Here is a 25329-nt window from a genome sequence, read left to right on the forward strand (position 1 = left end):
ATACCACCTTTCCGCCGGTCCGCCATGGCCACCGACGACGCAAAGAACGATGGCCGCCGCACGTACAACCTGCTATAGTGTGAGGCAGGGGCTGGAGTGCGGCACCATGGACGACGACAAGGGGGTTGACATGCTGAGGATGGCGCTGACGGCGGCACTGCTCGTGTCTTCAAGCGGAGCGTATGCCCTGAACAACAACGACCTGATCCGGTTGAACCAACAGGTGGCCCGGCAGCAGGCGCAGCAGCAGCCGGAGGTGGAGGAGATGCTCCGGCCGGTGCAGCAGGCGGAATTGCGGCACCGGGACTCCGTGCAGGAGCAGGTGTGGCGTCAGCAGCGGAAGCTGTTCAGCCGGGAGCGCTACCTGCAGGAGGTGATTCTGGAGCAGCAGCGCCGGAAGGACGCCCGCAGGCTTGGGGAAGACCGGCTGCGGGACCTTCTGATGCAGCGCGAACAGGCCCCCCTGTTTCCCTGACCGCACGGGTTCCTGGGGAATAGAGATCATCGTGCGGGTCTGCCCCGTCCACGATGAAATTCTGCCCGTGACGAACCCGGCCTGGGGGGCACCAGGTAGACGACCCTGCCGGCGGTGTTTTTAACGCCCTGCCTCCTCTGCGCGTCCTGAAAAAAACTGTGCCAGCGTGCTCCGTCCCGGTGTCGGGCGCCCCTCACTCCTCGTCGGCCAGTTCCCGGGCTATGCGCATGAACCCCTCCCGTTGGGCCATGAACGCCCCGACCACCTCGGGGTCGAAGTGTGTGCCCGACCGTGCCAGAATCCACTCCTGGGCCTCCTCGTGGGAGAAGTCCCGCTTGTAGACGCGCCTGCTGACCAGGGCGTCGTACACGTCCGCCAGGGCCATGAGCCGGCCGGCCAGGGGGATGTCCGTGCCGCTCAGGCCGCGGGGATAGCCGCTGCCGTCCCATTTCTCGTGGTGGGATTCGGCCATCTGGAGCGCGTAATTGAGGAAGGCCAGCCGCTCCGGGTGTTCGGTCCCGCCCATGGTCTTGGAGAGGGCCTGGGCGCCGATGAGCGTGTGGGTCTTCATGATGTCGTACTCTTCGGCGGTCAGCGCCCCCGGCTTGCACAGGATGTGGTCCGGGATGCCCACCTTGCCGATATCGTGGAGCGGCGCCGATTTCGCCAGGAGCTCGATATCCGCCTCATCCAGGGCGGCGTAGCCGGGGAGCGTGGCAAGCTGTCGGGCAAGAACCTCCACGTAGCGCTGCGTCCGCAGGATGTGTTGCCCCGATTCCCTGTCCCGGGCCTCGGTGAGGGTGGACATGCTGACGATGATCGTATCCTGGGCCTGGACCAGGTCCCGGTTGCGCTGCTGCACCTTGCGGGCCTCGATCCCGTACTTCACCAGGCTCAAGGCCGTCATCACGAGGACCGGCGTTGCCATGGGCACGAGCGGCGGGATGAACAGCCCCTCACGGGAAAGCAGAAGCGCCCGCGCCCCCCAGTAGCATCCGCCGCTCATCCCCATGACGGCGACACACGACAGCAGGTATCCGGGGCGGCTGAGCAGCCAGGTGCTCACCCCCCCAGCAGCAGGACGGCAAACAGCCCGGCGCCCCGCGCCCACGTGGGCTGCGAGATGAACGTGCCGGACAGGAGCGTGTCGATAATGGTGGCATGGACCTCGACCCCGTGGAGTTCCTGCCCGGACGGGACCTGGTGGGTATCGCCCAGCCCCTTGGCCCAGGCGCCGATCAGGACGATCTTCCCCCGGAGGCTCCCGGCCGCCGGCCGATCGTCCAGGATTGCCCGCGCCGAAAAATAGGGGAAAGAATCCCGGATGCGGAAGTCGATGAGGGCATCCCCCTGGCGGTCCAGGGAGATGCGGCGATCTCCCCAGCGGAGCAGGGTCTCGGCCCCATCCCGGTCAAGACGGAGGTGTCGCTGCGGGGAAGCGAGCAGGACGGCCCCAAAGGCCAGGGAGGGATAATAGGCCCCCTCGTAACGCATCAGCAGGGGGACCCGCCTGAGGACCCCGTCCAGGTCGTGCTGGGCATTGGTGAACCCCTCGGCCCCGACGGCGGCGGTCAGCGTCCCGGTACCCCGGATCATCCCGACGGGCGCCGGCCACTCCCCGCCGGCGCCCGGCATGGCCGCCACGACCATGCCGGCGGGCAGGCGGGGGGCGCCTCCGGCCCCGGCCCTCACACCCGTGGCCAGGTCCAGATAATAGCCGAGGATGGTGGGCCCTCCCGCCAGGGCCGCGGCCAGGCGCCGGGAGTTGGCATCCGTGACGGCGGCCGGAGGTGTGGTGGGGGCCGGCCCCAGGTCGCGCCGCCGTTCCGCCATGATGACATCGGGGGAGGTGCGGTCCGGTTCCGGCATCAGGAAGTCGAGCACGACCACCCTCGCCCCCAGCGCCTCAAGCCGCTCCACGAGACGGGCCAGGCGGTAACGGGGCCAGGGCCACTGCCCGTAGGCTTTGAGGCTCTCCTCGTCGATGCCCACGATCACCGGAACGCCGCTCTTCTGGGGAGCGGCCCGGCCGGAAAGCATGAGGTCGTAGAGGCGAAGTTCCGTCTGTTGGATGAACAGCGGCGAAAAGATGAGAAGCAATCCGGCGCAGAGCGTGAGGGCAAGGCCCGCGGCAATCAGCACGGGACGCCCGCCCCAGAGCGGCAGGAGGCGTTGGGGGGTGGCGCGGGAAGGGGCGGGAGCGGGCATGCCGGCCGCGCCTAGCGCACAATGACCTCAACGCGCCGGTTTCTGGGTTCAGCAACCCCGTCGGGCGTTGGGATCAGGGGGTTGCCCTTGCCATGGGAGGAGACGGTCAGACGTTGGGGATCGACCCCCTTCTGGAGCAGCAGACCCCTGATCGCCAGGGCACGTTCGTGGGCAAGCCTGTCGTTGAGCTGGACCGAGCCGACCGCGTCGGTATGCCCGCTGATGGTGATGCTGATGGCGTTGCGCCGCTTGATGGCGGTGAGGATAGCGGGGATGGCGGCCTGGGACTCGGCCACCAGGCAGGTCCTGCCCGTTTCGAAAAAGAGGATGAATTTTTCCGAGGGAAGCGGTTCGACCGCCAGCGCCTCGGCGAAGGTGGCGGCAAGGTAGCCGGGGGTGGCCGCAGCCGGGGACGTGGGCGGATTGGAGCCGGAGACGACGGTCATCTCCTGGGCGCGTTCCAGCAACTGTTTTCCCCCCGCGGTGGCCACCTCCGCCTTGCCCACATGTCCGTCCGGGTCAGGCATCAGGACGACCGTCCCCCGGGAGGCGCAGCCTCCCCCCAGGGCAAGGAGCGCCGCCGTGAGCAGGCCTGCCAGGATGGTCGCCGGCCAGGTATGGCCATGGCGGCGCGGCACTATTCCTGAACCTCGACCAACAGCCTGGTCCCCCGAACGGCAATGGTCGCCTCGGGGATTTCCAGCCGGATGGCGTTGGGGGCCAGTTTCGCCATGAGCCCGGAGAGATAGACAAAGGTGCCCTTGGCCATGCGCACCAGGAACGTGAATTTGCCCTCTTTGGGGTCGAAGACGTACTCCTTCAGGGAAAGTTCGCTGTTGGGGCCCAGGGACAGCGTCGTGTCGTCCGCCAGGACAATGCCCAAAGAGCCGTCCTTTGCGGTTCTGACCACATCGCCCCGATACACCGCCCCCCGACTGCGGCAGGCTGGGCAAGGTTGCCCCGGAGGAAAGATGCGGATCCCTTGAGGGTTTGAACATGGCCGATCACATCCGTCTGTGTGGCAAAGGCCGACGAGGCGGCGAATATGAGGAGGAGAAGTCCGAAGAACGGCATTTTCATTGTGCGTCTCCCTTTTCCGCAGTAATTCGGTCTGTTAACGACAGTACCATTATAAACAAAGATTCGTCAAAAGAGGGACAAAAAAAGAACGTGCCCCCGGCCATTGACATTCGGCGTTTCATGTGCATAAAATAACCCCTATCGAACATAAGCGTTATGTGGTAGTCGATAATACTCAACCATCCGCGAGGATGGGGCGGAAAGCCTACAGGGTCTCACCGAGACAGCCGGGTTGCCGAAATATCATGGATATCCGGCAAGCCGGTTTTTTCATTTCATCCCGACCCGTTGCCCACGGCAAGTGATGGACAAAAACACTATTCCCTAAAGGAGACCATCATGAAGAAGACCATCTATTCCTGCTGTTTGGCCTTGTCGCTATTTCTGGCCGTCAACCCCGCCATGGCGGGCGATATCAAGGGTAGGCTCGGCGTCACCGGCAGACTCGGCTTTCTGGTCCCGGCCGACAGCGAGCTGTCGGGGCGCAACGCCAGCACCGACACCGCTTTCGTCGGGGGCGGCGGCTTTATCTACGGCATAACCAACAACATCGCGGCGGAGCTCGACATCACCCATACCGACTACGATGTCCACGGCTTCGGTGAAGGCGGCAACGCCGAAACCACCAATTTCTCCCTGGGCGCCCAGTACCGTTTCGACGTTACGGTCCCCCAACTGACCCCCTATGTGGGCGCCGGCCTGGATATCCTGATCAACGATTTCAGCTACTCCGACGGGACCAAGACCGACGTGGACAACACCGTGGGTGTCCATGTCAGCGGCGGCGTCGACTATTTCGTAGCCAAACAGGTTGCCCTGAACGCCCAGCTCAAGGCGGTCCTGAGCCCCAACGCCGACATCAACTATCTGGGAAGGAAAGCCGGCAACATAGACCCCATGAGCATCTCCACGACCTTTGGCGTGCGATACTTCTTCAACTAGACGAAACTGTGGCCCCGAATAAAGAAACCCCCGCCGTGCCCGGTGGGGGTTTCTTTGTAACAGCGGAAGGACCGGCCCCGCTCAGCGCCGGATCGTGTCCCCACCCAGCAGCAGGCTGTACTGCAGATAGGCCTTCAGGCGCTCCGGCGTATTGACCGTCTGGGCATAGATGAGCCGCTCCATCTCAGTGGCCTCGCTCTGTTGGAGGCCCCGGACGATCTTGAGCATCATGGCGGCGTCCCGGTAAGACTGATCCAGCCCCTTCGCCTCCTCCGCAGTCCTGGGCGGGGCGGCCATCACATCCTGCATGGCCTTGGCCATGGTCATGAGGATGGTGCGTTTCACGTTCGTCGTATAATTGGCATAGATCCAGATATGCACGTCGTCGCGGATACCGCTGCCGGCGGTATCGATCCCCGCCAGGGTGGCGTTGTTGGCCGCCGCGTCCGGCACGGGCGGCAGGTGGGGGTTCATCTCCGCCACCGTGGGGACGACGGGTGCGATCTTTTTTTCAGGCCGGTAGACGAGGTCGCCCATACAGGCGGCGAGACAGCACACAAGCCCAGCCGATACCATCAGCCCCACCATATGTGCGCTCTTTTCCATAGCCGCCATCTCTGCTCCCCGTCCGCAGGTTTACGTCAATTTGCCTGTTATTAATGCATGCCGCCCTTTCCCCCTCGGCTGAAAGCCGGCGAAGTATTTTGCATCACCTCCGGGATCGTTGCAAGGGCAAACATGGGGCGTACCCAAAAGGCGGCCCCTTTTGCGTGCCCCCTTGACCGCAGGAGCGGGTTTGGACGAAAATGAGGGCACGAGGAGAACATGCGATGCCGGACTATATCGTCACCTGCACATCATGCGGCGCAGCCAATCGCATCCCCGCCGACAAGGAGGGGAAAAGGGGGCGGTGCGGCACCTGCCGCGCCACCCTTCCGCCGCTGTACCACCGCCCGCAGCAGCTTACGGAACAGACCTTCGACGCCTTCGTGCAGAACTATCCGGGGCCGGTCCTGGTGGAGTTCTGGGCCCCCTGGTGACCGCACTGTGTCTCATTCGCACCGGCGGTGCGGACAGCAGCGGAACGACTCGCGGGAAAGGCGGCGGTCTGCCAGGTGGATACCCAGCAGAACCCGGCCCTTGCAGCACGGTTCGGCGTGCGGGGCATACCGGACGTCGTGCTGCTGCGCAACGGCAGGGCCGCCTCCCGGCTCGCCGGGGCCCAGAGCGTTGAGGCCTTGCTGGCCTGGTTCCACCAGCAGCAATAGGGTGCGGTGCGGCGAGCTCACCGTAGCGGTTCCGGTGATTTGGCACCTGGCACGGTCCCGGTTACGTAATGGGAGCCCCTGCCCGGGTCCGCTCATCGCCGCAAGGCCCGAGCCGGCGGTCACTCCGTCGGCGCCTGCTCCAGGACGACGAAATCCCTGGAGACGGCAAAGACATCATCGACGTACACCTTGACCTGGTGTGTGCCCACCCCCAGTACGGACGCCTGAATACCGGACCAGACATTGAGGGGCGGAAGGCTCGACTCAATATTCATGGCACCTTGGGACACCAACCGCCCCCCCGTATACCAGCGGTACGTCATGACATGGGGGCCCCCCTCCTGCTCCGGGTCATCCCACGAGAACGAGGTGACGACGTAAACCTTCCCCCCACGGGCGAACGTATCGGTAACCCCGGTCGGCCCCTGCATTTTTGACACATTCTTCGCGAGAAAACATCTGGTGACGTTCTTTTCTCCAAGCGCCACACTCCCCCACGAAGCGCAGCCTCCCAGAAGCGACACAAGTCCCGACACTACGATGAGTGAGCGTATAATCCCCATACATGATCTCTTTCAGACGTGTTTGCCGACCGGACAAAAAAAGGCCGGAACCTTTGCGGGGAACAGGCCTGAACAAAATATGCGTTCGAGTTTCCAGCCACCCGGGCATACCCCGGAGCAGCAGCATCAGTTTAACATGGCACGTCTCAGGCCAGGGAGCTCTCCAACTTCTTTGCCTTGTCGAAAAAGTCCTGGGCTTTTTTCTGCCCCTGTTTCAGGTTGTTGAGCAGAATAACGTGATGGGTCATGTCGGTGGGGGAGAGGCGCTCCGCATATTCCGCCGAGGTGTCGAACAGGCCGCGCAGCATTAAAAATGCCTTGCGCATGTCCTTCAATTCTTTTACCGGTACCGCTACTGTTGTTTCTTCCACGCGTTCCTCCATAGGGGTGTTTTTTGGGCTATGACGTTTCTGCGATACGTTCCTGCGCCGCTACCAGGGCCGCCTCCCTCGGCAACGGGCAGTACAGCCTCTCCCTGAACCATCTCCATGAAGCGTTAGCGCCAATTAACTCTACCTATACCATCTCTCTTCGTTTTTATCCAGATCAAGTTGGATAAGCACGGTTTTCCCTCCGGCCCCTCACCGTGGCTTGAAAACAGAGTCCTTCCCGGCGTGCCGGTCATTTTGCCGGCTCCGGCGCAGTCGCGTGCCGGGATGGCAGCACCAGCCCCGGATATGGCTGCATCTTCCCCGAGTCGAGCACGGAGCGATACTGATCCCGATACTTTTGCAGATACACGGTATCGAACTTCTCCGTTCCGAGTACAAGTGGATTGGCCTCACCCGGCTTACGGGCGCGAAGCGGCGCAAACGTAGCCTCCTGGGAATGAACGCCCAACCCCGCATCACATCCGGCCGCCGCGGCAAACGCCTTGAAATACTCGATTGAGGATTTGTACAGCCGGGCTTCATGCGGGGTCGCCCAGACCGCAGATCCGCCCATGATGCCGACCACATGGGGCTCGCCGTGGTCCGTTACGGGAATAATGAAAGACATGCACCCCGCGCTATGCCCCGGCGTAGCCACAACCTGAAAGGTCGTAGCCCCCACCTTGATCTTCATCCCGTCGCTCAGATAAATGTCAACGGATTGGGGCCGAGGGCCGAGATAGGCAAACTCCATGGGGACGGTTTGGAGCATATTCCAGCCGATGAGACTCAAGGCAACCTTGGCATTGGGGCACACATGCTTCTTGAGATACTGGACGCCGCCATAGTGATCGAAATGTTCGTGAGACAGGAGTATCAGCTTGATGCGGGACGGGTCGAGCCCCAGCTTTTTCATATCAGCCGTCATGAGGGCGGCATCCGTAGCACCGCAACCGGTGTCGAGCATGACCAAACCGTCACCGGTATCGACTACGAACGCACCTACGGCAGTCGTGCCGACGAAGTAGAGATTATCGAACAACTGTACCGGGGCTATGGAGGTAAAGGGCGGGGCAAAGGGGCCTAGGGATCGGGTGGAGGTTGTCTCAGGCGGATGGGCAAGAGGGGCGGCCGCTCCGGGCACCGGAAGTGCGGCGGCCGCTTCGGCGATGGTAAGCGCGTCACCAGCTGCCGACGCCGGCAGCCCCTGGGCTGCAGCGCCGGATAGGTAGATGGCTGCCACGATAATGAGTGGAACAAAGAAACCGGTGGCTCGTTTCATGTTTCGTTTTCTTCCTTTAAAGGTGATCGCACGGAAAACGGAGTGCAGCTCTTCTGGGCTTGATTCTTCTGTAATGGCTGGGCCAGGAAACGAGTCCAGTATCATCACATAGCATGCGTGTAGCAAAAATCACAGCATAAATCCGGGAGCGGAAGCAGGGGGAAATCAGGGGGAGTGCGCCTGCCAGAGGCTCTTCGGCCTCGGCAGACGCACAGTTCGAGGTAGCGCGATAGGGCTATTGCGTCGGCTGGCGGAACATTATTGCAGTTTGAGCCAGGATACCCCGCCCATATATCTTCTGCGTACCGCGTCCTGCACCGTCGGCGCTCCTCTGCGGCGCCGCAGGTAGGCCCCCAGGGCCCACACCGGGAAGAAGAGCCGGTAGCCGTGGTAGCGCAGGTAGAAGACCCTCGGGAAGCCGGTCCCGGTAAAATGTCGTTCCTCCCAGCCGCCGTGGTAACGATCCACCAGGTACTGCACGCCCCGCTGGACCTCGGGACGCTCCGTTTCCCCGGCGGCCATGAGCGCCAAAAGTGCCCATGCGGTCTGGGACGGGGTGCTGGCCCCGCTGCCGGCCAATGACGGGTCGTCGTAGCTGGCGCATGTCTCCCCCCAACCGCCGTCCCCGTTCTGGCACCCCACGAGCCACTCCACCGCCTTCCTGACATACGGTTTTTGCATGTCCTCCCCGACCTGATGCAGGCCGGAGAGCACGGACCAGGTGCCGTAGATGTAGTTGACCCCCCACCTGCCGAACCAGCCCCCGAACGCCTCCTGTTCCTGCTTCAGGTAGGCGATCCCCTGGGCGATCGGGGGGAATTCCGGGCCGTAGCCGAGCGTGCCCAACATTTCGATACAGCGCCCCGTGAGATCGGAGGTGCTGGGGTCGAGCAGGGCGCCATGATCGGCAAAGGGGATATCGTTCAGGTACAGGTAGTCGTTGTCGATATCGAAAGCGCCCCAGCCGCCGTCGGAATTCTGCATCCCGATGACCCACCGGACCGCCGTGGTGATCTTTTCCCGGTACTCCTCCCGCTCCAGCGCCCCGGCCCGGAAAAGCCCCATCAGGACTTTGGAGGTGTCGTCGACATCGGGGTACAGGGTGTTTTCGTACTGAAAGGCCCAACCGCCGCACGCCAGGTCGGGGCACTTGCCCGACCAGTCGCCCGGCGTGGCGATCTGGCGGTCGAAAAGCCACTTCATGGCCTCGTCCACGGAGAACAGATTCCGCGGTATCCCTGTTTCCACCAGGGCCGACAGGCTCAGGCAGGTGTCCCATACCGGGGAGTTGCACGGCTGGCACAGGCTGAAATGGTCATCCCGGGCCGTCGCCGCATGCCGCGACGGGAGCAGGTCCGGGGCCGCCGAAGAACGGTCGATGCCCCCCGCAAAGGGACTAGGGGGCGGGGCGTCGGGCACGGGCGTCCGGTGAACCAGCAGGTCGTCGAGGGCCGCGATTCCGCGCACGTAATCGGGATCGTCCTCCCGGCAGCCGAGGGTTTTCAACGCCATGACCGCATTGGCCATGGCGGGGTAGATGGCCCCGATGCCTCCCTCCCCCTGCATGCGCTCGCGGGTCCATTGTTCGGCCAGGCGCAGGGCGCGGGCACTGACCCGTGCGGGGATGTGGTGCATGGTCCGCTTGAGAATGCGGTCGAGGACGATGAAGACGTTCTTCCGCCAGGCGCGGTGCCGGAAGTGGTCCAGATTGCCCAGCATATCGGGAGGGGTGCTGAACAGTTCGGCGATCCCCTCGTCGTGGCGCAGCGCACAGACCGGCTGTTTCGCATAGAGGATCAGCAGCGGCACGATGACCGTTCTCGACCAGTAGGATATCTTGCTGAGATGGAAAAAGAACCAGCGCGGGAGCAGCATGATCTCTATCGGCATGGCGGGAGGCGTATGCCAGGGGACCTGGCCGAAGAGGGCGAGGGTGATCCTGGTGAAGACGTTGCAGCGCGCCGCGCCGCCGAGGGCGAGGATGATCTGCCGGGCTCGCACCATGTGCGGCGCGTTTTTGTCGTGGCCGAGCAGTTTGAGGGCAAAATAGGCTTTTACCGAAGCACTGATGTTGGCGTTGCCGTCCACGGCGTATAAGGGCCAACTGCCGTCCGGCAGTTGGCGGTCGAGGAGATAGGAGGAGAGGCGGGAAGCCGTTGCGTCGTCGATGCTGCGGCCGAGAAACCGCTGCAGCATGACGTATTCCGCCGGGATCGTCACATCCGCTTCCAGTTCGAACACCCAGTGCCCGTCGTCATTCTGCAATGAGGCGAGTTGATGGGCGGCCTTTTCCAGCACCGCCTCGACGTGGAGGAAGGTGTCGGCGGAGCCCCCCGCTTCCGCCTGTTTGGCGCTCCTGCCCCCTTCTATGATATTCAGTTTCGTTTTCGTTTTGCTATGGATCATGTCTTTCCCTCCGTCGGATAACACGGCTATTCTAAATTAACCGTGTTAACTTCATGGGCAAAAAAAATTACGGGGCGTGACCCCTCAGGAGTCCGTCTATCAGGGTCTCGGCCATGAGCGCGGTATCGGGCATGGGGAAGTCCCTGGTGAAGATGATGCTGGCCACCAGGCCGTGCATGGCGCTCCAGAACACCATTGCGAGCATGGCGTCGTCGCATTTTTTCAGAACGCCGCACCGCATGCAGTCGTTGATGAGCTCAAGGATGGCCCGGTACGAGCGCAAGGCGACCGTATCCCGCGTCATAAAGCTGTCCGGCGAGCCGTAGACCACTGGGCTGGTGAAAAACACCGTCTTGTAGTGCTCGGGATGGGAGACGCCGAACAGGATGTACTGGTGGAGGACGAGGCGGAGCGCCTTGCCCGGGTCGGGCTCGGCCTGCCTGATCTCCACGATGGCCTTGAGAAAGGACGCATAGAGATCTTCGCAGATGTAAAAGAGCAGGTCGTCCTTGTCGCGGAAATAGAGGTAGATCGTGGTCGGGGAATGCTCGATCCGGGCGGCCAACTTGCGCATGGAGAACTGGGAATACCCCTCCTGGGAAAAGAGTTCCCGCGCTGCGGCCAGGATCTCCGCGCGGAATTGTTCCTTGTGCTGTATGCGCCGTTCTTTCAAACCCACTATTAACACCGTTAATTGAAATTACCAAGAGTAGTGAATGTAGTAACACATCGAAATCCATATGGCAAGAAAAGGAACTGCCTCCCCGCTTCGCCATCCCGGACGGCGCCTTTCCCCGGAGGGTAGGGCGCCGGGACCCGGGGAAAGAAAAAAGGGGGCACGCACATGCCCCCCTCATATCTGTACCGCCATGGCCGGCCGGAACGGCTTCGCCTCCCGCAGACCGGGGGCAAAGCCTACCCCTTGGCGATCTTGTCGCTCAGGCCTTGATTTATCTGGTAGAGAATCTTTTTGAACACCTCGACCTCATCGTTCGTCAAAGAGGTCGTCAGTTCCACGAACAGTTGCTGGTCCAGCGGCTTGAGCTGGCGCGCCAGCTGGTCACCCAGTTCCGTGACCAGCAACACATAGGAACGGCGGTCCGTCGGGTGATCGGCCCGCTTCACCCACCCTTTTTTTTCCAACTGGTCCAGAAGTTTCGTAATATTATTGGGATCTTTTTCCGTTATGGTGGACAGCTCGCGCTGCGATATCCCGTGGTAATCCACCAGCTTGCTCAGAATGGACCATTGCTCCGACGTGATGCCGTAAGCCTTGAACCGCATGTTGAACAACTGGCTGAACTTCCTCGCGACGGCGTTGATAACATAGCCCAGCGCATCATCAGCGTCTATCATGTCCCCCCCCTCAAAACATACGCCTGCACACAGTATCTAATGATATAATTTTAAGCGTAATAAAATCAAGTATATTCTACAATTGTTTATGGGCGGGATCGTCTGGAGCCCGTCGGAGCGGACCTCGCCGGACCGGGGCGTAAGCACGTTGCCCCGCGGGGCCGACCGTACAAGAAAAGGCCCCCTTTTTCGCAATCTTCAGAAAAAGAGGGCCTTCATGTTTTCCGGGAGCCGCCAGGCTTTGCGGACCTGGCCATGGTGCGGCGCATGGCAGCCTGATCAGTAGATGAAAGACTGGGCGTCGTAATTTCTCATATCGACTTCGGAAGCGGCATTTGACTTCTCGGTCCAGCCATAGGCCAATGTGCACAGAACGGTCAAAAAGAAACAAGCAAGGATCAGTATCGTGGATTTCGCTTTCATAATGGTTACTCCTCTCATAGATGGTTGAATATGTTTGACTTCCAATCGGTTACGGGATGAATCCCTCGCTAGGCAGACTACCCGGAATAGTTACCACCGAACAGCATCTTCACCTCCCCGCCCATTGAATCCTCTCAATGTACTTATTGATATACTACGTGTACGTATTATATGTCAAGCATATTTTGTAGACGCGATACAAAAAAGATATTTCCGGAGGCGGGCAATGGCGGGGAGGCAAGGTGTGGGCCCTGCGATCATCTGGTGCGGGACGAAAAAGGGCCGACCGCAAAGGTCGACCCAGTTTTTTGTGAAATCCAGTTTATACAGCGGCAGGCTTGGAGGCAGCGACTAACTCTCCCCCTTGGGGGTAAGCTCGATCTGGTCCTTGCCGTCGGCGGCCTTCTTGAAATTGCTGATGGCCTTGCCGACCGAGCTGCCGATCTCCGGCAGTTTGCCCACGCCGAATATCAATATGACAATAGCCCCGACAATGAGTAGTTCGGGAATGCCGAAACCGAACATAATGCGCTCTCCTTTCCTTGTGTAGCCCCTGATGGGTTTCCCGGGTCGTGTACAAGCCGAACCGGACATGTCGGCTGAAGGACGGCCGTGTCCGGTTCGGTTTCACGCCCGTGGTTTATGGAACAATGAAGTCGAATCGTTCATGGCAGGGGAGACAGAAATTCTCCGACTTCTTGTGCTGGTGGTGGCACAGGTTGCAATCGCCTTCCGTACCGTAGTGGCGGTTCTCATGCGGGTTGCGCGGCTGGACGTTGGCCGTCTTCTGGGCCAGTTTTGCCGTCTCTCCGTGGCAGCTCACGCACGTTGCCATCGGCACCGCGCCGGGGGTCTTGGCTTTGCCGTGGCACTGGGCGCATTTGACGCCCTTTTGCGCATGCAGTTTGCCCAACTCGCCGTCTTTCGCCTTCGGCGCAGTCGCGGCAAAGGCCCCCGCCGTCAAAAGCCCCCCCAGAAGCACAACCAGTGAAATGGCACACAAGAACGTTTGTATGGTTTTGTTCTTCATCTTTTCTCCTCTCGTAAATAGGTGACTTTAGTGGTGCCGGGAACGGCAGCAGCCGTTCCCGATCTTTCAGGATGCTTCCGGACTACAGCTTCGCCACGTGCTTTCCGGTCAGGTAGCCGAAGGTGTAGCAACGCCCCAGGGAGAGCCCGAAGACGGTGAGCGGATAGTCCACCCCGCCGTAGAAGCCGCCGCCCAGGTTGCCGATCACATACAGCCCCTTGATCGGCTTGCCGTCGGCATTGAGGGCCTGGTGGTCGTCGTTGATCAGCATGCCGGAGCAGATCGTGGAGACGCGCACCCGGCGATGGATGCCGTAGAACGGGGCCTTCAGGACCGGGACCAGGCGGTCGGCGGGCTTGCCGAAATCGCTGTCCTGGCCGGAGGCAACCACCTCGTTGTAGCGTTTGACCGTCGCAACGAACGTGGCCGGGTCGACTTCCAGCTTCTTGGCCAGCTCTTCCAGCGTGTCCGCCACGTGGGTGTTGATAAGCGACGGGAAGACCCCTTTCTTGGGGCCCGGAACGTCGGGCATGTAGTTCTTCAGCCCTTCGGGCGGAACCAGCTTGCCCGGCCAGGTCGCGGCCTGGGTCATGTAGTCCGAATCGAAGACCTGCGAGTAGTGGCCGGCGTTCTTTTCATCGCGCAGGTAGTTGTTGAGCAGCGACATCTCCACGGTCTCGTTGACGAACCGTTTCCCCTGGCGGTCGACGGCCAGAAACGGCATGTCGCACATGGTGGCCGGACCGGCGTCGAAGTCGTGCAGCATCTTGGTGTGGCCGATGGGCTCGATCACGCCGCCCGCCCAGTAGGCCATGGCAAAACCGTCGCCGGTGCGGTCCATCTGCTTGCGCCCGAAGTTCTTCAGGTCGGGGATGAAGTATTCGCACATGGCCTTGTTGTTCTGGTAGTCGCCGGTCGCCAGGATGACGCCCTTCTTGGCCAAAAACTTCGTGTATTTGCCGTCCCGCCCCTTGGCAATCACGCCGATCACTTCACCGGACTTGGTCTGGACCAACTGCACGGCCGGCATGTTGAAGAAAAACTTGACCCCGGCCTTCTCGGCGGTCTTGGCCAGGTGGCGCATGCCGTCGCCCGTGGTATAGGGCTTCGGACCGAAGAACGAGGTGACGTAATTCAGGGTGTAGCCGTTGACCTTGCGGATGGCAACCTGGGGGCCGCTTCCCTGGTCCACGACCGGCGAGCCGGCCTGTTTGGCGCGATCGATGACCCATTTGACCGCCTCCCCGGAGTTGTAGGCCCACTGCCTGATGAGCGACGGGCTGCAGCGGTGGGCGCTGTCGGCGATGAGCCGTGCCACCAGTGCCTCCACGCCGGCCTTGTCGCTCTTTGCCAGATCGATGCCGGAACCGGTATTGCCCTGGGAAATCGGCATGGGGTGCTTCTGGACCACCGCAACCTTCGCGCCGTTCTCGGCGGCGGAGAGCGCCGCCGGGACACCCGCGGCGCCCGCACCGACCACCACGACGTCGAACGTCACCGTATGCGCGATCTCCTTGTCCGTGATCGGCTTCGGCTTCGGCATGAAATTGAGCGTCGCGCCACCGTCCGAACTCTTGGCGAACTGCCCGCCTTTTTCCACCGCCGCCTCAGCATCCTTCGCGGCAAAACCGCCGAGACCCAGCAAGCCGGCGCCGGCGGCGCCCATTGCCGTGCGGGACAGGAAGCTCCGCCGTGAGATGCCCTGTTCGAGCACATGCTTAGTGTACTGATCCATACCACTCTCCTCGTTCGTTGTGTCGTGAGCCATTCCTCTTACCTCCTCTGAGTTGTCTTCAACCATCAAACTGCCCTCCTCACTCTGGTTATGCCGCTGCAAAACGGTAAACGGGCGCCCGCTTGTATTGCCGTAACGAGACAATTCCATGGTAGAGCAATGCGCGTGCCACTCGTAGTAACATGCTGATATTGATGGATTTGATAAAATTATTATTTTTTCATAAATACTAAATAGATAATATATTCCAAAAATGCTAATATATTAGCATTTTTGGAATAATAAACGTGTAATGCACTGCAATGATTGAATTTAATAAAGCCAATGGGGTTGACAAAATGTCACTGAACAAACTGTGGTTTGAGCTGGAGGAATGGGAGAAGGAAATCCTGCTGTACCTGGCCCAGGGCATTTCACCGGTCTCCATCGACCTGCTCTGCATGTTGTCGGCGCGCTCCCCCGTGGAAATACTCACGGTGATGGACAAACTCAAAAAGAAAAAGGTCGTCTGCGAGAAAAAGGAATGTCCCAAGGGCACCTATTTCCTCTGTGAAAGCCAACTGGGGGAACAGATCCGGGAATACGTCCCGGAGGAGGCCATGCGGGAAGCCGTGTGCGCCATGATCAGGACCTACCATCAATTTCTCGACGAGGGGCACGACAAGGACCTCGCCCTGGCGAAACTGTACCTGGAAAACGGCGAATGCCCACAAGGGCTGAGCTACGTAAGAAACGCCGCCGACTTCTTCCTCCAGACCGACCAGCCGGACAAGGCGCTGGCCTATTACGACTACCTGGTGCGCACCGTTGCCGCTGCCGGCCTGAACGCCGGCAATGCGGAGTTCTACCTGTCCGGCTTCATGGGGAAGATCGAAACCACGGGGCAATGGATCCCGGTGGACGAGATCGTCTCCCAGGTGTTCGAGGCCTGCGCGGTGGCCCGGCGTTACCGGCAGTGGCAGTTCCTGGCGCGGGCGCAGTTCGAGCTGATCTGGCGCCTGCTCCTGCAGGGCGACATCAAAAAGGCGGCCCACTATGTTTCCGCGACCATGAAGCTGGCCGAAAGATTGGCCGACAAGCGGATGGTCAAGATGGCGGCCATGTGGCAATGCGAGATCCACCGCTGGCGGGGCGAAGTGGCGGAGGGGGTCCGGCGCTACGAGGAGTCGGTGGAGAAGCTGGAGACCTTCGGGGACGACAAGCCGTCGCTGTGGGCCGGGGCGGCGCTGGGGCTGAGCTACGTCATCTCCGGGCGGGCGGCCCAGGGGTTGGGGATGATCGAGGCGGTGCGGCTCAAGACCAACCTGCTCAACATCATGTCCCGGCGGCTGGTGGTGTTCGTCGACCGGATGCTCATCGTATCGCTGCTCGAGATCCGCAGGCTCGACGAGGCGAAGGCCTACGTCGACGCCATGCTCACGCTGCCGGACAGGCTGCTCGGCTTCTACATGCTGCGCGAACTCTGCCTCTACCGCGCCTACTTCCTGTGCGGCGAGGGCAAGTACCGGGAGGCGTTCGATTACCACGTAAAGGCCACGGAGTACATGCGCTACGGCGGCTTTGTCCAGCAGAAGTTCCCCTGGAGCTTCGAATACATGGACATTCTGGAAAAGCAGGGGTTCATCCATGGGGAGATGAATTACGACGGGGAGGTGGAGCGGGTCCTCAGGGGGCACGACATCTACATGAAGGGGGTCGGGCTGCGCTACCGGGCCCTGCGCAGCCTGGAGCGGCACGAGCCGTGTGAAAAGGTGTTGGCGGACCTGCACGGAAGCGAGAGCCTTCTGGAGCGGGCCGGCGCCGAGATCGAACTGGCCCGGACCCGGATCGCCCTGGGGCGCGCACACCTGAAAACGGGCGACGCCCAACACGCCCAGAGCTACCTGGAAAAGGCGTGGATGGTGTTCTCCAAGATCGACATAGAACTGTTCCCCAAGGAGTTGCTGGCGACCCTCCCCCTGGAGAAAAAAAATGAAATAGTGTTCAACAGGATCATCGCCATCAACAAGTCCCTGGGAAATATCAGGGAAAAGAGCACCTTCCTCAATCAGGTGATCAGTGCGGCGCTGGATTTCACCATGACCACCCGCGGGGCGCTTTTCAGCATAGGGAGGGACCGGGAACCGTGTGTCGTGGCCAGCAGAAATATGGATCCGCTGTTCTTCACGACAAGGCAATTCAAGCTTATCAAGAAAGTCGTGGCCCTGACCGCCCGGACGACAGCGGAGCGGATCGTGCCGGGGCCCGGCGCAACGGACGCCGTGGCAGAGGATGCCCTGGCGCAAAGCGGCACCACATCGTTCATCTGCATGCCGGCACGGCAGAACGAGGCCATGCAGGAATACCTGTACCTCGACAACAAATTCACCGAAGGTGCGTTCAGTACAAGCCAGCTTCTCTATCTGCGGCTTCTGTGCAGCCAGATGGCGGTGGGGCTGTCCAATATCGAGGCCTACGAGGCGATCCGGGAGACGAAAGACCGCTACCAGGACGAGGCGGTCTTCTACAAACGGGAGATGGGGATCGACAACCCCATCGAGACCATCGTCGGCACCTCCACGGGGATCACCACGGTCAAGGAGGCGATCCGCCAAGCCGCACCCACGGATATCTCGGTGCTGGTCATGGGGGAAACCGGCGTGGGCAAGGAGTTGGTGGCCAAGGCCATCCACAACCTGAGCAACCGCAAGGACGGCCCCTTCATCCCGGTCAACCTGGCGGCCATCCCGTCCGAGCTCTTCGTCAGCGAGCTCTTCGGCCACGAGAAGGGGGCCTTCACCGGGGCCGGGGACCTGTACAAAGGGCGCTTCGAACTGGCCCACGGCGGGACCATCTTCCTGGACGAGATCGGCGACCTGCCGCTGCACGTCCAGGTGAGGCTGCTGCGCGTCCTCCAGGAGGGGAGCTTCGAGCGGCTCGGGAGCTCGAAAGCGATCCGTTCCGACTTCCGGGTGGTGGCGGCCACCAACAAGGACCTGGCGCGGGAGGTGGAAAAGGGGACGTTCCGCCAGGACCTGTACTACCGGCTGAACGTCTTTCCGATCCAGGTGCCGCCGCTGCGCGAGAGGCTGGAGGACATCCGCCCCCTGGCCCAGCATTTCCTTGTGGTATCGAGCCAGAAGATGCGCAAGAAGCTGCAGCACATCCCCGCCGACGAGCTGCGCAAGCTGATGAATTACAACTGGCCGGGCAATGTTCGGGAGTTGAAGCACACGGTGGAGCGGGCGGTCGTCCAGTTTACCAGCGGCAGGATAAGCTTTACGGGGGTTGAGAATGCCCCGGCGGACGCCCTGCCGGAGGGGGGCTCCTTCTGGGCGCCCTTGGCCGACATGGAGCGGGAGTATATCGAAAAGGTGCTGAACGCCACGCGCTGGCGGGTCAACGGCCCCAAAGGCGCGGCGCTCATCCTCGGACTGAAGCCGGTGACGCTGTTTGCCCGCATGAAAAAGCTGGGGATCAGCCGGAATAAATAGAGCGGCCTTGGCGTATGCTCCTCGCCGGTTTTATGGAGGGAACGCCAGAATAGAATTGACAAGCCTCTCCGGACCTGATAGAAAAGCCGAAAATTTTTCAGGGATAGACGACAATACTCAACCATCCGCAAGGATGGGGCGGAAAGCCTATAGGGTCTCACCGAGACAGCCGGGTTGCCGAAATATCACGTGATATGCGGCAATCCGGCTTTTTTTGTGCCGCACCGCGCTGCCCGCCGACGGCAGTACAACCAGGTGGTACACGATAATACTCAACCATCCGCGAGGATGGGGCGGAAAGCCTACAGGGTCTCACCGAGACAGCCGGGTTGCCGAAATATCACGCCAGATATGCGGTAATCCGGCTTTTTTGCGCCCGGACCCGAAATGTGCGGGGACAATCCCGGTTGGAGGATCTGTCGCCGGTACACCCTACAGACCAGTGAGAAAGGTAGTGCATCGCCCATGCGTCCAGTCGTCGCCCAGTCGCCCTTCTTGTCCAATTGTTTTCGCCTTGCGGCGCTTTGGGTCTTCATCGCGGCTCTCCAGGGGTGCGCCGCGGTAAAAGGTGCCCAGGAAAATTCCTGGCTTGCTTCGGGCCCGGTTGAAAAGGAGGTCGAACGAAACCGATTCCCGGTTGCCAAAGGAGACGACGTCATCGGCCGGCTGGCTGCCGTCAGGCTTGAAAAGGGGGATACGCTGCCGGATGTCGCCCGGCACTTTGGCCTGGGGATCAACGCCATCAGCGCCGCCAATCCCGGGGTGGACGTATGGGCGCCCGAGGTCGGAAAACGTATCGTCCTGCCCCTGAGCTTCATCCTGCCGAACGCTTCGAGAAAAGGCATCGTGGTCAATCTGGCCGCCATGAGGCTCTTTCACTATACCGGGGAGGGCACATCGCCGGTGGTGACGACCTATCCGGTCGGGGTGGGGACCAAAGAGCGGCCCACGCCCCAAGGCCAGATGCGCGTGGAGCGCAAGGCGGCCCGGCCGACCTGGCATGTGCCCGCTTCCATTGCGGCGGATCACCGGAAGAAGGGGGATATCCTGCCCGCGGCAGTGCCGCCGGGGCCGCAGAACCCCCTGGGGGAATACGCGCTCTATCTGAGTAAAGCGGGCTATCTGATCCACGGCACCAACAAGCCGGCCAGTATCGGCCTGAAAGCGACCAACGGCTGCATGCGGCTCTACCCGGAAAACATCAAGGCGCTCTTCGGCGATACCCCGGTCGCCACGCCGGTCGCCATCGTCAATCAGCCCTACCTCATCGGCCAACGCGATGGCGTGCTGTACCTGGAAGCCCATACGCCCCTGGAAGACTCGGGCGCCGGCGAGTTGCAGAAAGTGTACGAGCGGTTGAAAATCATCGAAAAGAAGTCAGGGCGCACGCTCGACTGGGAAAAGATCAGGCAGGTTCAGACCGAAGCCCGGGGGATTCCCGTCCCCATCTTCGAAATGGGCCCGGGGAGCGGGGGAGGGCTGCCAAAAACCGTGGAGGTGGAGCATCCGGCCACCCTGTACGGCAAACCGGAACAGCCTGAACTGAACATGGCGGCGTGGTATGTGCTGGCTGCCGATGTGCATGACGAGATCGACGCCCGGAGAATCGCCGCCATCATCAACCACCAGGGGCCGCCGATCCCGGCGCAGGTGCTGCCAAAGAGCAAGAGCTACCGGGTTATCGCCGGCCCTTTCGGCACTGTTGGCGAGGCCAGGGAGGCGACCAGGCGCCTGAAAATGGATTTGGATATGGACGGTATCGTGATTGAACCGGTCGGGACGCTGTGAACCGGGTTTATGAAGCAGGGCCTTATTTGGACAGGCACCTGTTGAAACAGGGCAAACCAACAAAAAAGGAGGCAGTCGGAGATGAAAAAAAGTATGGTACTGGTAGCAATGATGTTGTTCCCCGCCATGACGCTGACGAGTTGTGCAACAACCGGTGACCTGGAGAAAATGCAGGCACAGCAGAAACTGATCGATGCGAAGGCCGATCAGGCATTGCAGGATGCGCAGGCTGCCAAGGCGGCGGCCGATGCGGCCAAGTTGAAGGCGGATGTTGCCACGGCCCGCGCCGAAGAAGCGACCAAGGAGGCAGAGGCGCGGGAAAAGATCGCCGATGAAAAGGCGAAAAAAGCCGATGCGGTTTTCCAGAGGTCCATGAAGAAATAGGTCGATTCCTGATGACTGCTGAGGATAATGAAATGGCAGGGTCTCACACCCCTGCCGTTTCATTATTCGCCACGTACGCTAGCGGAGCACGATGGTCCCGGTGCATCCGCCAGGAGGTGAGGAGATGAGGGAACCGAGAGCCTGCCCAATCATACGGCCTGATGGTTTCAGACGTTCTTCGGCATATGCGGGCGGGAAAAGGGGGCGGAGAAGGGGACGCCTCTTCCTGTTCCTTGCCGCCATGGTATTAGCGCCGATGATGATGGCCGGCTGCGGCGGCATGCAGGGAGGGTTTCGCGACAGGGCCGCCTTTGCAGAGGCCAATGACCTGTTCAGCCAGGGGAAGTACCAGGCATCTCTGAACAAATACGGCCAGCTTATGGAAAAAGAGCCCGCAGCGAGGGATCGGATTCTGTTTGAAATGGGTATCATTTATGCCCACCCCAAAAATGAACAAAAGGATTATCCGAAATCCCTGGACTGCTTCCAAAAGATCATCAGGGAATATCCCGGGAGCGACTACCGGCACAACAGTGAGGTCATGGTCTTTACCATTAACAACGTGGTTTTCAAGGACCGGTTGATTGCCGAGCAGCACGCGCGAATAGAGGCTCTTCATCACGAGGCGAAACGTGGGGAGGATGAAGCTGCTGCACTGCAACGGAGGATACGGCTGCTCGAACAGAATGTTCTGGATTTTGCGGCCAGGAAACGGTCGGTAGACAGGATCGTGATTGAAAAGAAGGAACGGCGGCTGATGCTGCTCTCAAAGGGCGAGGTGCTCAAAACCTACAGGATAGCCCTGGGGGGAAACCCGGACGGCCCCAAGGAACGGCGGGGAGACAACAAAACACCTGAGGGCACCTACGTCATCGACGGAAAGAACAGGAACAGCCAGTACCACCAATCCCTCCATATCTCCTACCCGAACGAGCGAGACAAAAAACGGGCGAAAGAACTGGGTGTCTCCCCCGGCGGCGACATCATGATCCACGGAATCAAGGCGGGATTCTCGTGGGTTGGCGCCCTTCAGGCAAACAATGACTGGACAAAGGGGTGCATTGCCGTAACGGATGAAGAGATCGAGGAGATCTTCAAGCTGGTGTCACTCGATACGGTTGTGGAGATACGGCCGTAGGGCTACCCACGCCGCCCACCCGCCCCACTGGCAAAGAACGCGGCGTGGTTGGAGGTGAACAGGGGCGGGTCGTTCCGTACGATCGCCGCTACGGCCGGGTGGCGTTTGAACTCCTTGTCCAGAAAGCCCCGCACCTGCTTGCGGTCCCAGCCGTTGGGATGGCGGAACGCGGTGTAGAGGGACAGGTCCCCCTCGTAGAACGTGCCCTCGCCGTAGCCGGCCGCCTCGTCGCCGCAGATCGGCATGTTGAAGATGGCCAGGTTCATGAAGGTGACGGCCTCGTGGTGGCGCACCACGAATTCCAGGGTACGCCGCGCCTCGGCCTCGGTCTCGGCCGGGGTGCCGAAGAGCAGGTACAGGTAGACCCCGATCCCCGCCGCATGCAGATTGCGCAGCACCACCGACGCCTCCCCGAGGTCGATCCCCTTGTCAAGCCTGTCCAGCACCCCCTGATCGCCCGATTCCAGCCCCAGCTTGAGCATCACGCAGCCTGAACGCCTCAGGGCGCGGCAGAAATCCGGGTCGGCCAACTCCGGGCCGAAGCGGGCGAAGCCGTACCAGGGGGCGCCGGGCGGATCGGCGGCCACGGCCCGCAGGAAGGCGGGGCTTACGGCGTTGTCCAGCAGGTGCAGCAACACCGGCCGGGTCTGGGCGGCGAGGGCGTGCAGGTCGGCCAGGGCCTCGCCGACCGGCAGCGGCGTGTAGCGGTTCCCCTCGGCCCGCTCCGGGCAGAAGGAGCAGCGGTTCCAGTAGCAGCCACCGGCGGCGCTGTAGGGGAGGATGAAGCCGGGCGCGAGATAGTCGCGCATGGGCAGCAGGGTGTAGTCGGGCCTGACCCGTCCCCGGTCCGGGGCGGCGGAGCCCAGGAGTTCCAGCAGGGGGAGCTCCCCCGGTCCCGCGATCAGGTGGTCCACCAGCCCGCCGAAGGGGTTTTCCCACCCCGGCCGGCGCAGCCACGAGGTGACCAGGCCGCCCCCCAGGACGATGCGCAGGGCGGGGAAGCGTTTCCGCACCTGGCCGATCATGGCGAAGGTGGTGAGCGCCTGGCTCAGGTAGTTGAGGGAGAAGCCGACCGTGGCCACGCCGTCGAGCCATTGCTCGAAGCCGGCGCTGAACCAGGGATAAAAGGGGTTCTGCTCGGGGTGTCCGGCGCTGAAGAGCAGGTCCGCGCTCCGCAGGGGGGAGAGCCGGACGTGCTGGTAGTCCGCCAGCCCCACCACCGCGCCGCTTGCCCGGCCCGCCACGGCCAAGAGGCGGTTCAGGTCGTTGACGGCCCGGCTGTAGCGGTCGGGGGAGCGGTACAGGTCGCCGCCCCGCAGGTCGGCCAGGTGGCGTGCGCGCCCCTTGGCGGCCCGGCGACTCCAGGTGTCGCCGGCCGCGCACGGCTGTCCCAGCAGCCAGAGCAGGCCCTCCAGGTTGGCGTCCAGCACCCGGCAGGGGAGGCCGCGGCCATGCAGGGCGGCCGCCAGCTGGGCGATGCCGGCCGGCGGCTCGCACGGCTTGGCTGTGGGAGGAAAGATAAGGAGCATGGGGCCATTATGATGAATCGCGGGCGTCATGGCAAGCCGCAGGTTCTCCCCCTCCTTGACAAGGAGGACCATCCGGGGCCTCAAGGGGCCAGGGGGGGGCCCAAAGTGCCGCCGGGGGAGGAGCGGCGGAGCGCAAACCCCCATAACAAATGGTTATATCCATAACCCGCGGTTATGTGGGGTGGTATCTCGTTGAAATGACAATGTCTACGGCGTGGTGCGCCACGTACCCATAACCTCAGGTTATGCCGGTTGCGTAGCGCGGATCATGGCGGTTTGGTTAATATTTTTAATTATTACACTATGTTGTAATAACTTTGCATTGCTGGCATTGCCTGTGCTTTAGCAGGGGATAGAGTTTAACGGCGGATCAGGTGAATCCACTCATCCATCCCTCAAAGTGGAGGTTCGTCATGGCAATGTTCTGGATCCAATTTGTGCTCGTACTAGGTGCCGTGCTCATCGGTATCCGCAGAGGCGGCGTTGCCCTCGGCATGATCGGCGGCCTGGGCGTATCGCTTTTGGTGCTTGGTTTCCGCAGCGCTCCCTCCGAACCTCCCATCGCCGTCATGCTGATCATTCTGGCGGTGGTCACGGCGTCGGCGACCCTCCAGGTGGCGGGCGGCCTGGACTACCTGGTGCAGTTGACCGAGCGGATGCTGCGCGCCCACCCCAAATACGTGACCGTGCTGGCGCCGCTCTCCACCTTTTTCCTGACGGTCTGCTGCGGCACCGGCCACGCCGTCTACGCCCTGCTTCCGGTCATCTCCGACGTGGCCCTCAAGACCAAGATCCGTCCCGAACGCCCCATGGCCATCTCCAGCGTCGCCTCCCAGATGGGGATCACCGCCAGCCCGGTTGCGGCGGCCGTGACCTTCTTCCTGGGATTTGCCGCCAAGGCCGGCCACCCGGTCACCCTGATCGACATCATCATGGTCACCATGCCGGCCGGGGTCATCGGCGTCCTGGCCGCAGCCGCCTGGAGCTTCAACCGCGGCAAGGACCTGGACAAGGACCCCGAGTTCCAGGCACGGCTCCAGGACCCTGACTTCAAAAAGGCGCTGGATGCCGATGTCACCACCCTGGGCAAGGAGATCTCCACCACCGCGAAGATCTCGGTGCTGTTGTTCTTCGCCGGCGTCGGCTCCATCATCCTCTTGGCAAGTTGTCCCCAGCTGCTCCCCCTGGGTATGGACAAGAAGCCGATCGCCATGACCACGGTGGTCCAGTTCGTCATGCTGGCCTACGGCGCCTTCATCATGTTCACCGCTAACGTCAAGGCCAAGGATATCGCCCACTCCAGCGTGTTCATCGCCGGCATGATCGCGGTCGTCTCCATCTTCGGCATCGCCTGGATGAGCGATACCTTCATCACCGCCAACAAGAAGTTTCTGGTGGAGAACATCGGCATCATGGTCAAGATGGCCCCCTGGACCTTTGCCATCGCCACCTTCTGCATCTCCGCCTTTGTGAAGAGCCAGGCCGCCACCCTCGCCATCACGCTTCCCCTGGGCCTGGCCCTGGGGCTGCCGATCCCGCTTTTGCTGGGCCTGATGCCGGCCAGCTACGCCTATTTCTTCTTTGCCTTCTACCCCAGCGACCTGGCCGCCATCAACATGGACCGCACCGGCACGACCCATATCGGCAAATACCTGCTCAATCACAGCTTCATGATCCCCGGGCTGATCGGCGTCTTCGTCTCGACCGTGGTGGCCTATACCATATCGCAACTGATGTTCTAGGCCGCAATCGCCATGCGCGGCCCCGGGCCGCCTCTTTGCCCCGAACACGGCGGATCACAATGGAGTTGATCGCTTCTATTTGGAAAGGTGGGCACACGAAACGTGCCCGCCTTTTTTTTGCCTGAAAACGGAAGAT

General features: G+C 61.6%; 24 protein-coding genes and 3 riboswitches. Of the genes, 8 read left to right on the top strand and 16 right to left on the bottom strand.

The features are described 5' to 3' along the window. Window positions 1–79: 79 nt before the first annotated feature. Window positions 80–475, top strand: a complete 396-nt coding sequence (locus tag FO488_RS03560) for a hypothetical protein (RefSeq protein ID WP_149209290.1) — start codon at window positions 80–82, stop codon at window positions 473–475. Window positions 476–668: 193 nt separating this feature from the next. On the opposite strand, the gene FO488_RS19605 is transcribed toward FO488_RS03560, so the two are convergent. Genes FO488_RS19605 through FO488_RS19615 form a run of 4 tightly spaced genes read right to left on the bottom strand, consistent with a single transcriptional unit; the run spans window position 669 to window position 3593 of the window. Continuing rightward, window positions 669–1541: an HD-GYP domain-containing protein gene (locus tag FO488_RS19605; RefSeq protein WP_205743341.1), complete on the bottom strand. Its 873-nt coding sequence runs from the start codon at window positions 1539–1541 to the stop codon at window positions 669–671. Beyond that, complete coding sequence (locus FO488_RS19610) at window positions 1538–2683, bottom strand: CHASE2 domain-containing protein (RefSeq protein WP_205743342.1); 1146 nt, start codon at window positions 2681–2683, stop codon at window positions 1538–1540. The genes FO488_RS19605 and FO488_RS19610 overlap by 4 nt, the downstream gene beginning before the upstream one ends. 11 nt (window positions 2684–2694) lie before the next feature. Further along, window positions 2695–3321 (bottom strand): OmpA family protein, encoded by a 627-nt coding sequence (locus FO488_RS03570; RefSeq protein ID WP_149209291.1) that lies wholly within the window; start codon window positions 3319–3321, stop codon window positions 2695–2697. After that, window positions 3321–3593 carry a FecR family protein gene (locus FO488_RS19615; RefSeq protein ID WP_205743343.1) on the bottom strand — a complete coding sequence of 91 codons (273 nt, stop codon included), beginning with the start codon at window positions 3591–3593 and terminating at the stop codon, window positions 3321–3323. Before FO488_RS19615 ends, FO488_RS03570 begins: the two co-directional genes overlap by 1 nt. Window positions 3594–3926: 333 nt before the next feature. Then, window positions 3927–4003: riboswitch (cyclic di-GMP riboswitch) on the top strand. Between the two features lie 99 nt (window positions 4004–4102). Here FO488_RS19615 and FO488_RS03580 point away from each other — a divergent pair. Further along, the gene (locus FO488_RS03580) at window positions 4103–4705 is read left to right on the top strand and encodes an OmpW family outer membrane protein (RefSeq protein ID WP_149209292.1); all 603 of its coding nucleotides are present in this window, start codon (window positions 4103–4105) and stop codon (window positions 4703–4705) included. 81 nt (window positions 4706–4786) lie between these two features. Here the strand turns inward: FO488_RS03580 and FO488_RS03585 are convergent, their stop codons facing one another. Beyond that, on the bottom strand, window positions 4787–5311 hold the full coding sequence (locus tag FO488_RS03585) for a hypothetical protein (RefSeq protein WP_205743344.1): 525 nt from the start codon (window positions 5309–5311) through the stop codon (window positions 4787–4789). A 200-nt stretch (window positions 5312–5511) separates the two neighbouring features. Here FO488_RS03585 and FO488_RS03590 point away from each other — a divergent pair, with 200 nt between their 5' ends. Further along, window positions 5512–5973, top strand: a complete 462-nt coding sequence (locus FO488_RS03590; RefSeq protein WP_370514313.1) for a thioredoxin domain-containing protein — start codon at window positions 5512–5514, stop codon at window positions 5971–5973. A 119-nt stretch (window positions 5974–6092) separates the two neighbouring features. On the opposite strand, the gene FO488_RS03595 is transcribed toward FO488_RS03590, so the two are convergent. From FO488_RS03595 to FO488_RS03635, 10 genes are all read right to left on the bottom strand, one after another. Further along, on the bottom strand, window positions 6093–6413 hold the full coding sequence (locus FO488_RS03595) for a hypothetical protein (protein ID WP_149209295.1): 321 nt from the start codon (window positions 6411–6413) through the stop codon (window positions 6093–6095). A 269-nt stretch (window positions 6414–6682) separates the two neighbouring features. Further along, window positions 6683–6907 (bottom strand): hypothetical protein, encoded by a 225-nt coding sequence (locus FO488_RS03600; RefSeq protein ID WP_149209296.1) that lies wholly within the window; start codon window positions 6905–6907, stop codon window positions 6683–6685. 250 nt (window positions 6908–7157) lie between these two features. Beyond that, window positions 7158–8189 carry an MBL fold metallo-hydrolase gene (locus FO488_RS03605; RefSeq protein WP_168205862.1) on the bottom strand — a complete coding sequence of 344 codons (1032 nt, stop codon included), beginning with the start codon at window positions 8187–8189 and terminating at the stop codon, window positions 7158–7160. A gap of 258 nt (window positions 8190–8447) precedes the next feature. After that, entirely contained in the window at window positions 8448–10595 is a 2148-nt protein-coding gene (gene shc, locus FO488_RS03610; RefSeq protein ID WP_149209298.1) for a squalene--hopene cyclase, read from the bottom strand. Between the two features lie 67 nt (window positions 10596–10662). Further along, the gene (locus tag FO488_RS03615) at window positions 10663–11274 is read right to left on the bottom strand and encodes a TetR/AcrR family transcriptional regulator (protein WP_149209299.1); all 612 of its coding nucleotides are present in this window, start codon (window positions 11272–11274) and stop codon (window positions 10663–10665) included. A 236-nt stretch (window positions 11275–11510) separates the two neighbouring features. Then, window positions 11511–11951, bottom strand: coding sequence for a MarR family winged helix-turn-helix transcriptional regulator (locus tag FO488_RS03620; RefSeq protein ID WP_149209300.1), 441 nt, complete (start codon window positions 11949–11951; stop codon window positions 11511–11513). Between the two features lie 279 nt (window positions 11952–12230). Further along, window positions 12231–12374 (bottom strand): hypothetical protein, encoded by a 144-nt coding sequence (locus FO488_RS19290; RefSeq protein ID WP_168205863.1) that lies wholly within the window; start codon window positions 12372–12374, stop codon window positions 12231–12233. 351 nt (window positions 12375–12725) lie between these two features. Next, a complete protein-coding gene (locus tag FO488_RS03625) occupies window positions 12726–12899 on the bottom strand; it encodes a twin-arginine translocase TatA/TatE family subunit (RefSeq protein WP_149209301.1) in 174 nt (57 codons plus the stop codon). A gap of 115 nt (window positions 12900–13014) precedes the next feature. Further along, complete coding sequence (locus tag FO488_RS03630; protein ID WP_149208980.1) at window positions 13015–13404, bottom strand: cytochrome c3 family protein; 390 nt, start codon at window positions 13402–13404, stop codon at window positions 13015–13017. Window positions 13405–13486: 82 nt separating this feature from the next. Then, window positions 13487–15139, bottom strand: coding sequence for an FAD-binding protein (locus tag FO488_RS03635; protein WP_205743329.1), 1653 nt, complete (start codon window positions 15137–15139; stop codon window positions 13487–13489). A gap of 338 nt (window positions 15140–15477) precedes the next feature. On the opposite strand from FO488_RS03635, the gene FO488_RS03640 reads away from it, so the two are divergent. The 4 genes from FO488_RS03640 (at window position 15478) to FO488_RS03655 (ending at window position 21922) form a co-directional block, all read left to right on the top strand. After that, complete coding sequence (locus FO488_RS03640) at window positions 15478–18612, top strand: sigma 54-interacting transcriptional regulator (protein WP_168205864.1); 3135 nt, start codon at window positions 15478–15480, stop codon at window positions 18610–18612. A 105-nt stretch (window positions 18613–18717) separates the two neighbouring features. Continuing rightward, window positions 18718–18794, top strand: a riboswitch (cyclic di-GMP riboswitch). Between the two features lie 78 nt (window positions 18795–18872). Beyond that, a riboswitch (cyclic di-GMP riboswitch) is annotated at window positions 18873–18949 on the top strand. Between the two features lie 128 nt (window positions 18950–19077). Continuing rightward, complete coding sequence (locus tag FO488_RS03645; RefSeq protein ID WP_149209303.1) at window positions 19078–20400, top strand: L,D-transpeptidase family protein; 1323 nt, start codon at window positions 19078–19080, stop codon at window positions 20398–20400. A gap of 81 nt (window positions 20401–20481) precedes the next feature. Continuing rightward, window positions 20482–20784 carry an Lpp/OprI family alanine-zipper lipoprotein gene (locus tag FO488_RS03650; RefSeq protein ID WP_149209304.1) on the top strand — a complete coding sequence of 101 codons (303 nt, stop codon included), beginning with the start codon at window positions 20482–20484 and terminating at the stop codon, window positions 20782–20784. A 241-nt stretch (window positions 20785–21025) separates the two neighbouring features. Next, the gene (locus FO488_RS03655) at window positions 21026–21922 is read left to right on the top strand and encodes a L,D-transpeptidase family protein (RefSeq protein WP_240732166.1); all 897 of its coding nucleotides are present in this window, start codon (window positions 21026–21028) and stop codon (window positions 21920–21922) included. Between the two features lie 2 nt (window positions 21923–21924). Here FO488_RS03655 and FO488_RS03660 read toward each other — a convergent pair whose 3' ends face one another. After that, window positions 21925–23451, bottom strand: a complete 1527-nt coding sequence (locus tag FO488_RS03660; RefSeq protein WP_149209306.1) for a radical SAM protein — start codon at window positions 23449–23451, stop codon at window positions 21925–21927. A 413-nt stretch (window positions 23452–23864) separates the two neighbouring features. Between FO488_RS03660 and FO488_RS03665 the strand changes: the two genes are divergently transcribed. Continuing rightward, entirely contained in the window at window positions 23865–25193 is a 1329-nt protein-coding gene (locus tag FO488_RS03665) for an anaerobic C4-dicarboxylate transporter (protein WP_149209307.1), read from the top strand. Window positions 25194–25329 lie beyond the last annotated feature (136 nt).

Source organism: Geobacter sp. FeAm09 (genome assembly GCF_008330225.1).
GTDB lineage: Bacteria > Desulfobacterota > Desulfuromonadia > Geobacterales > Pseudopelobacteraceae > Oryzomonas.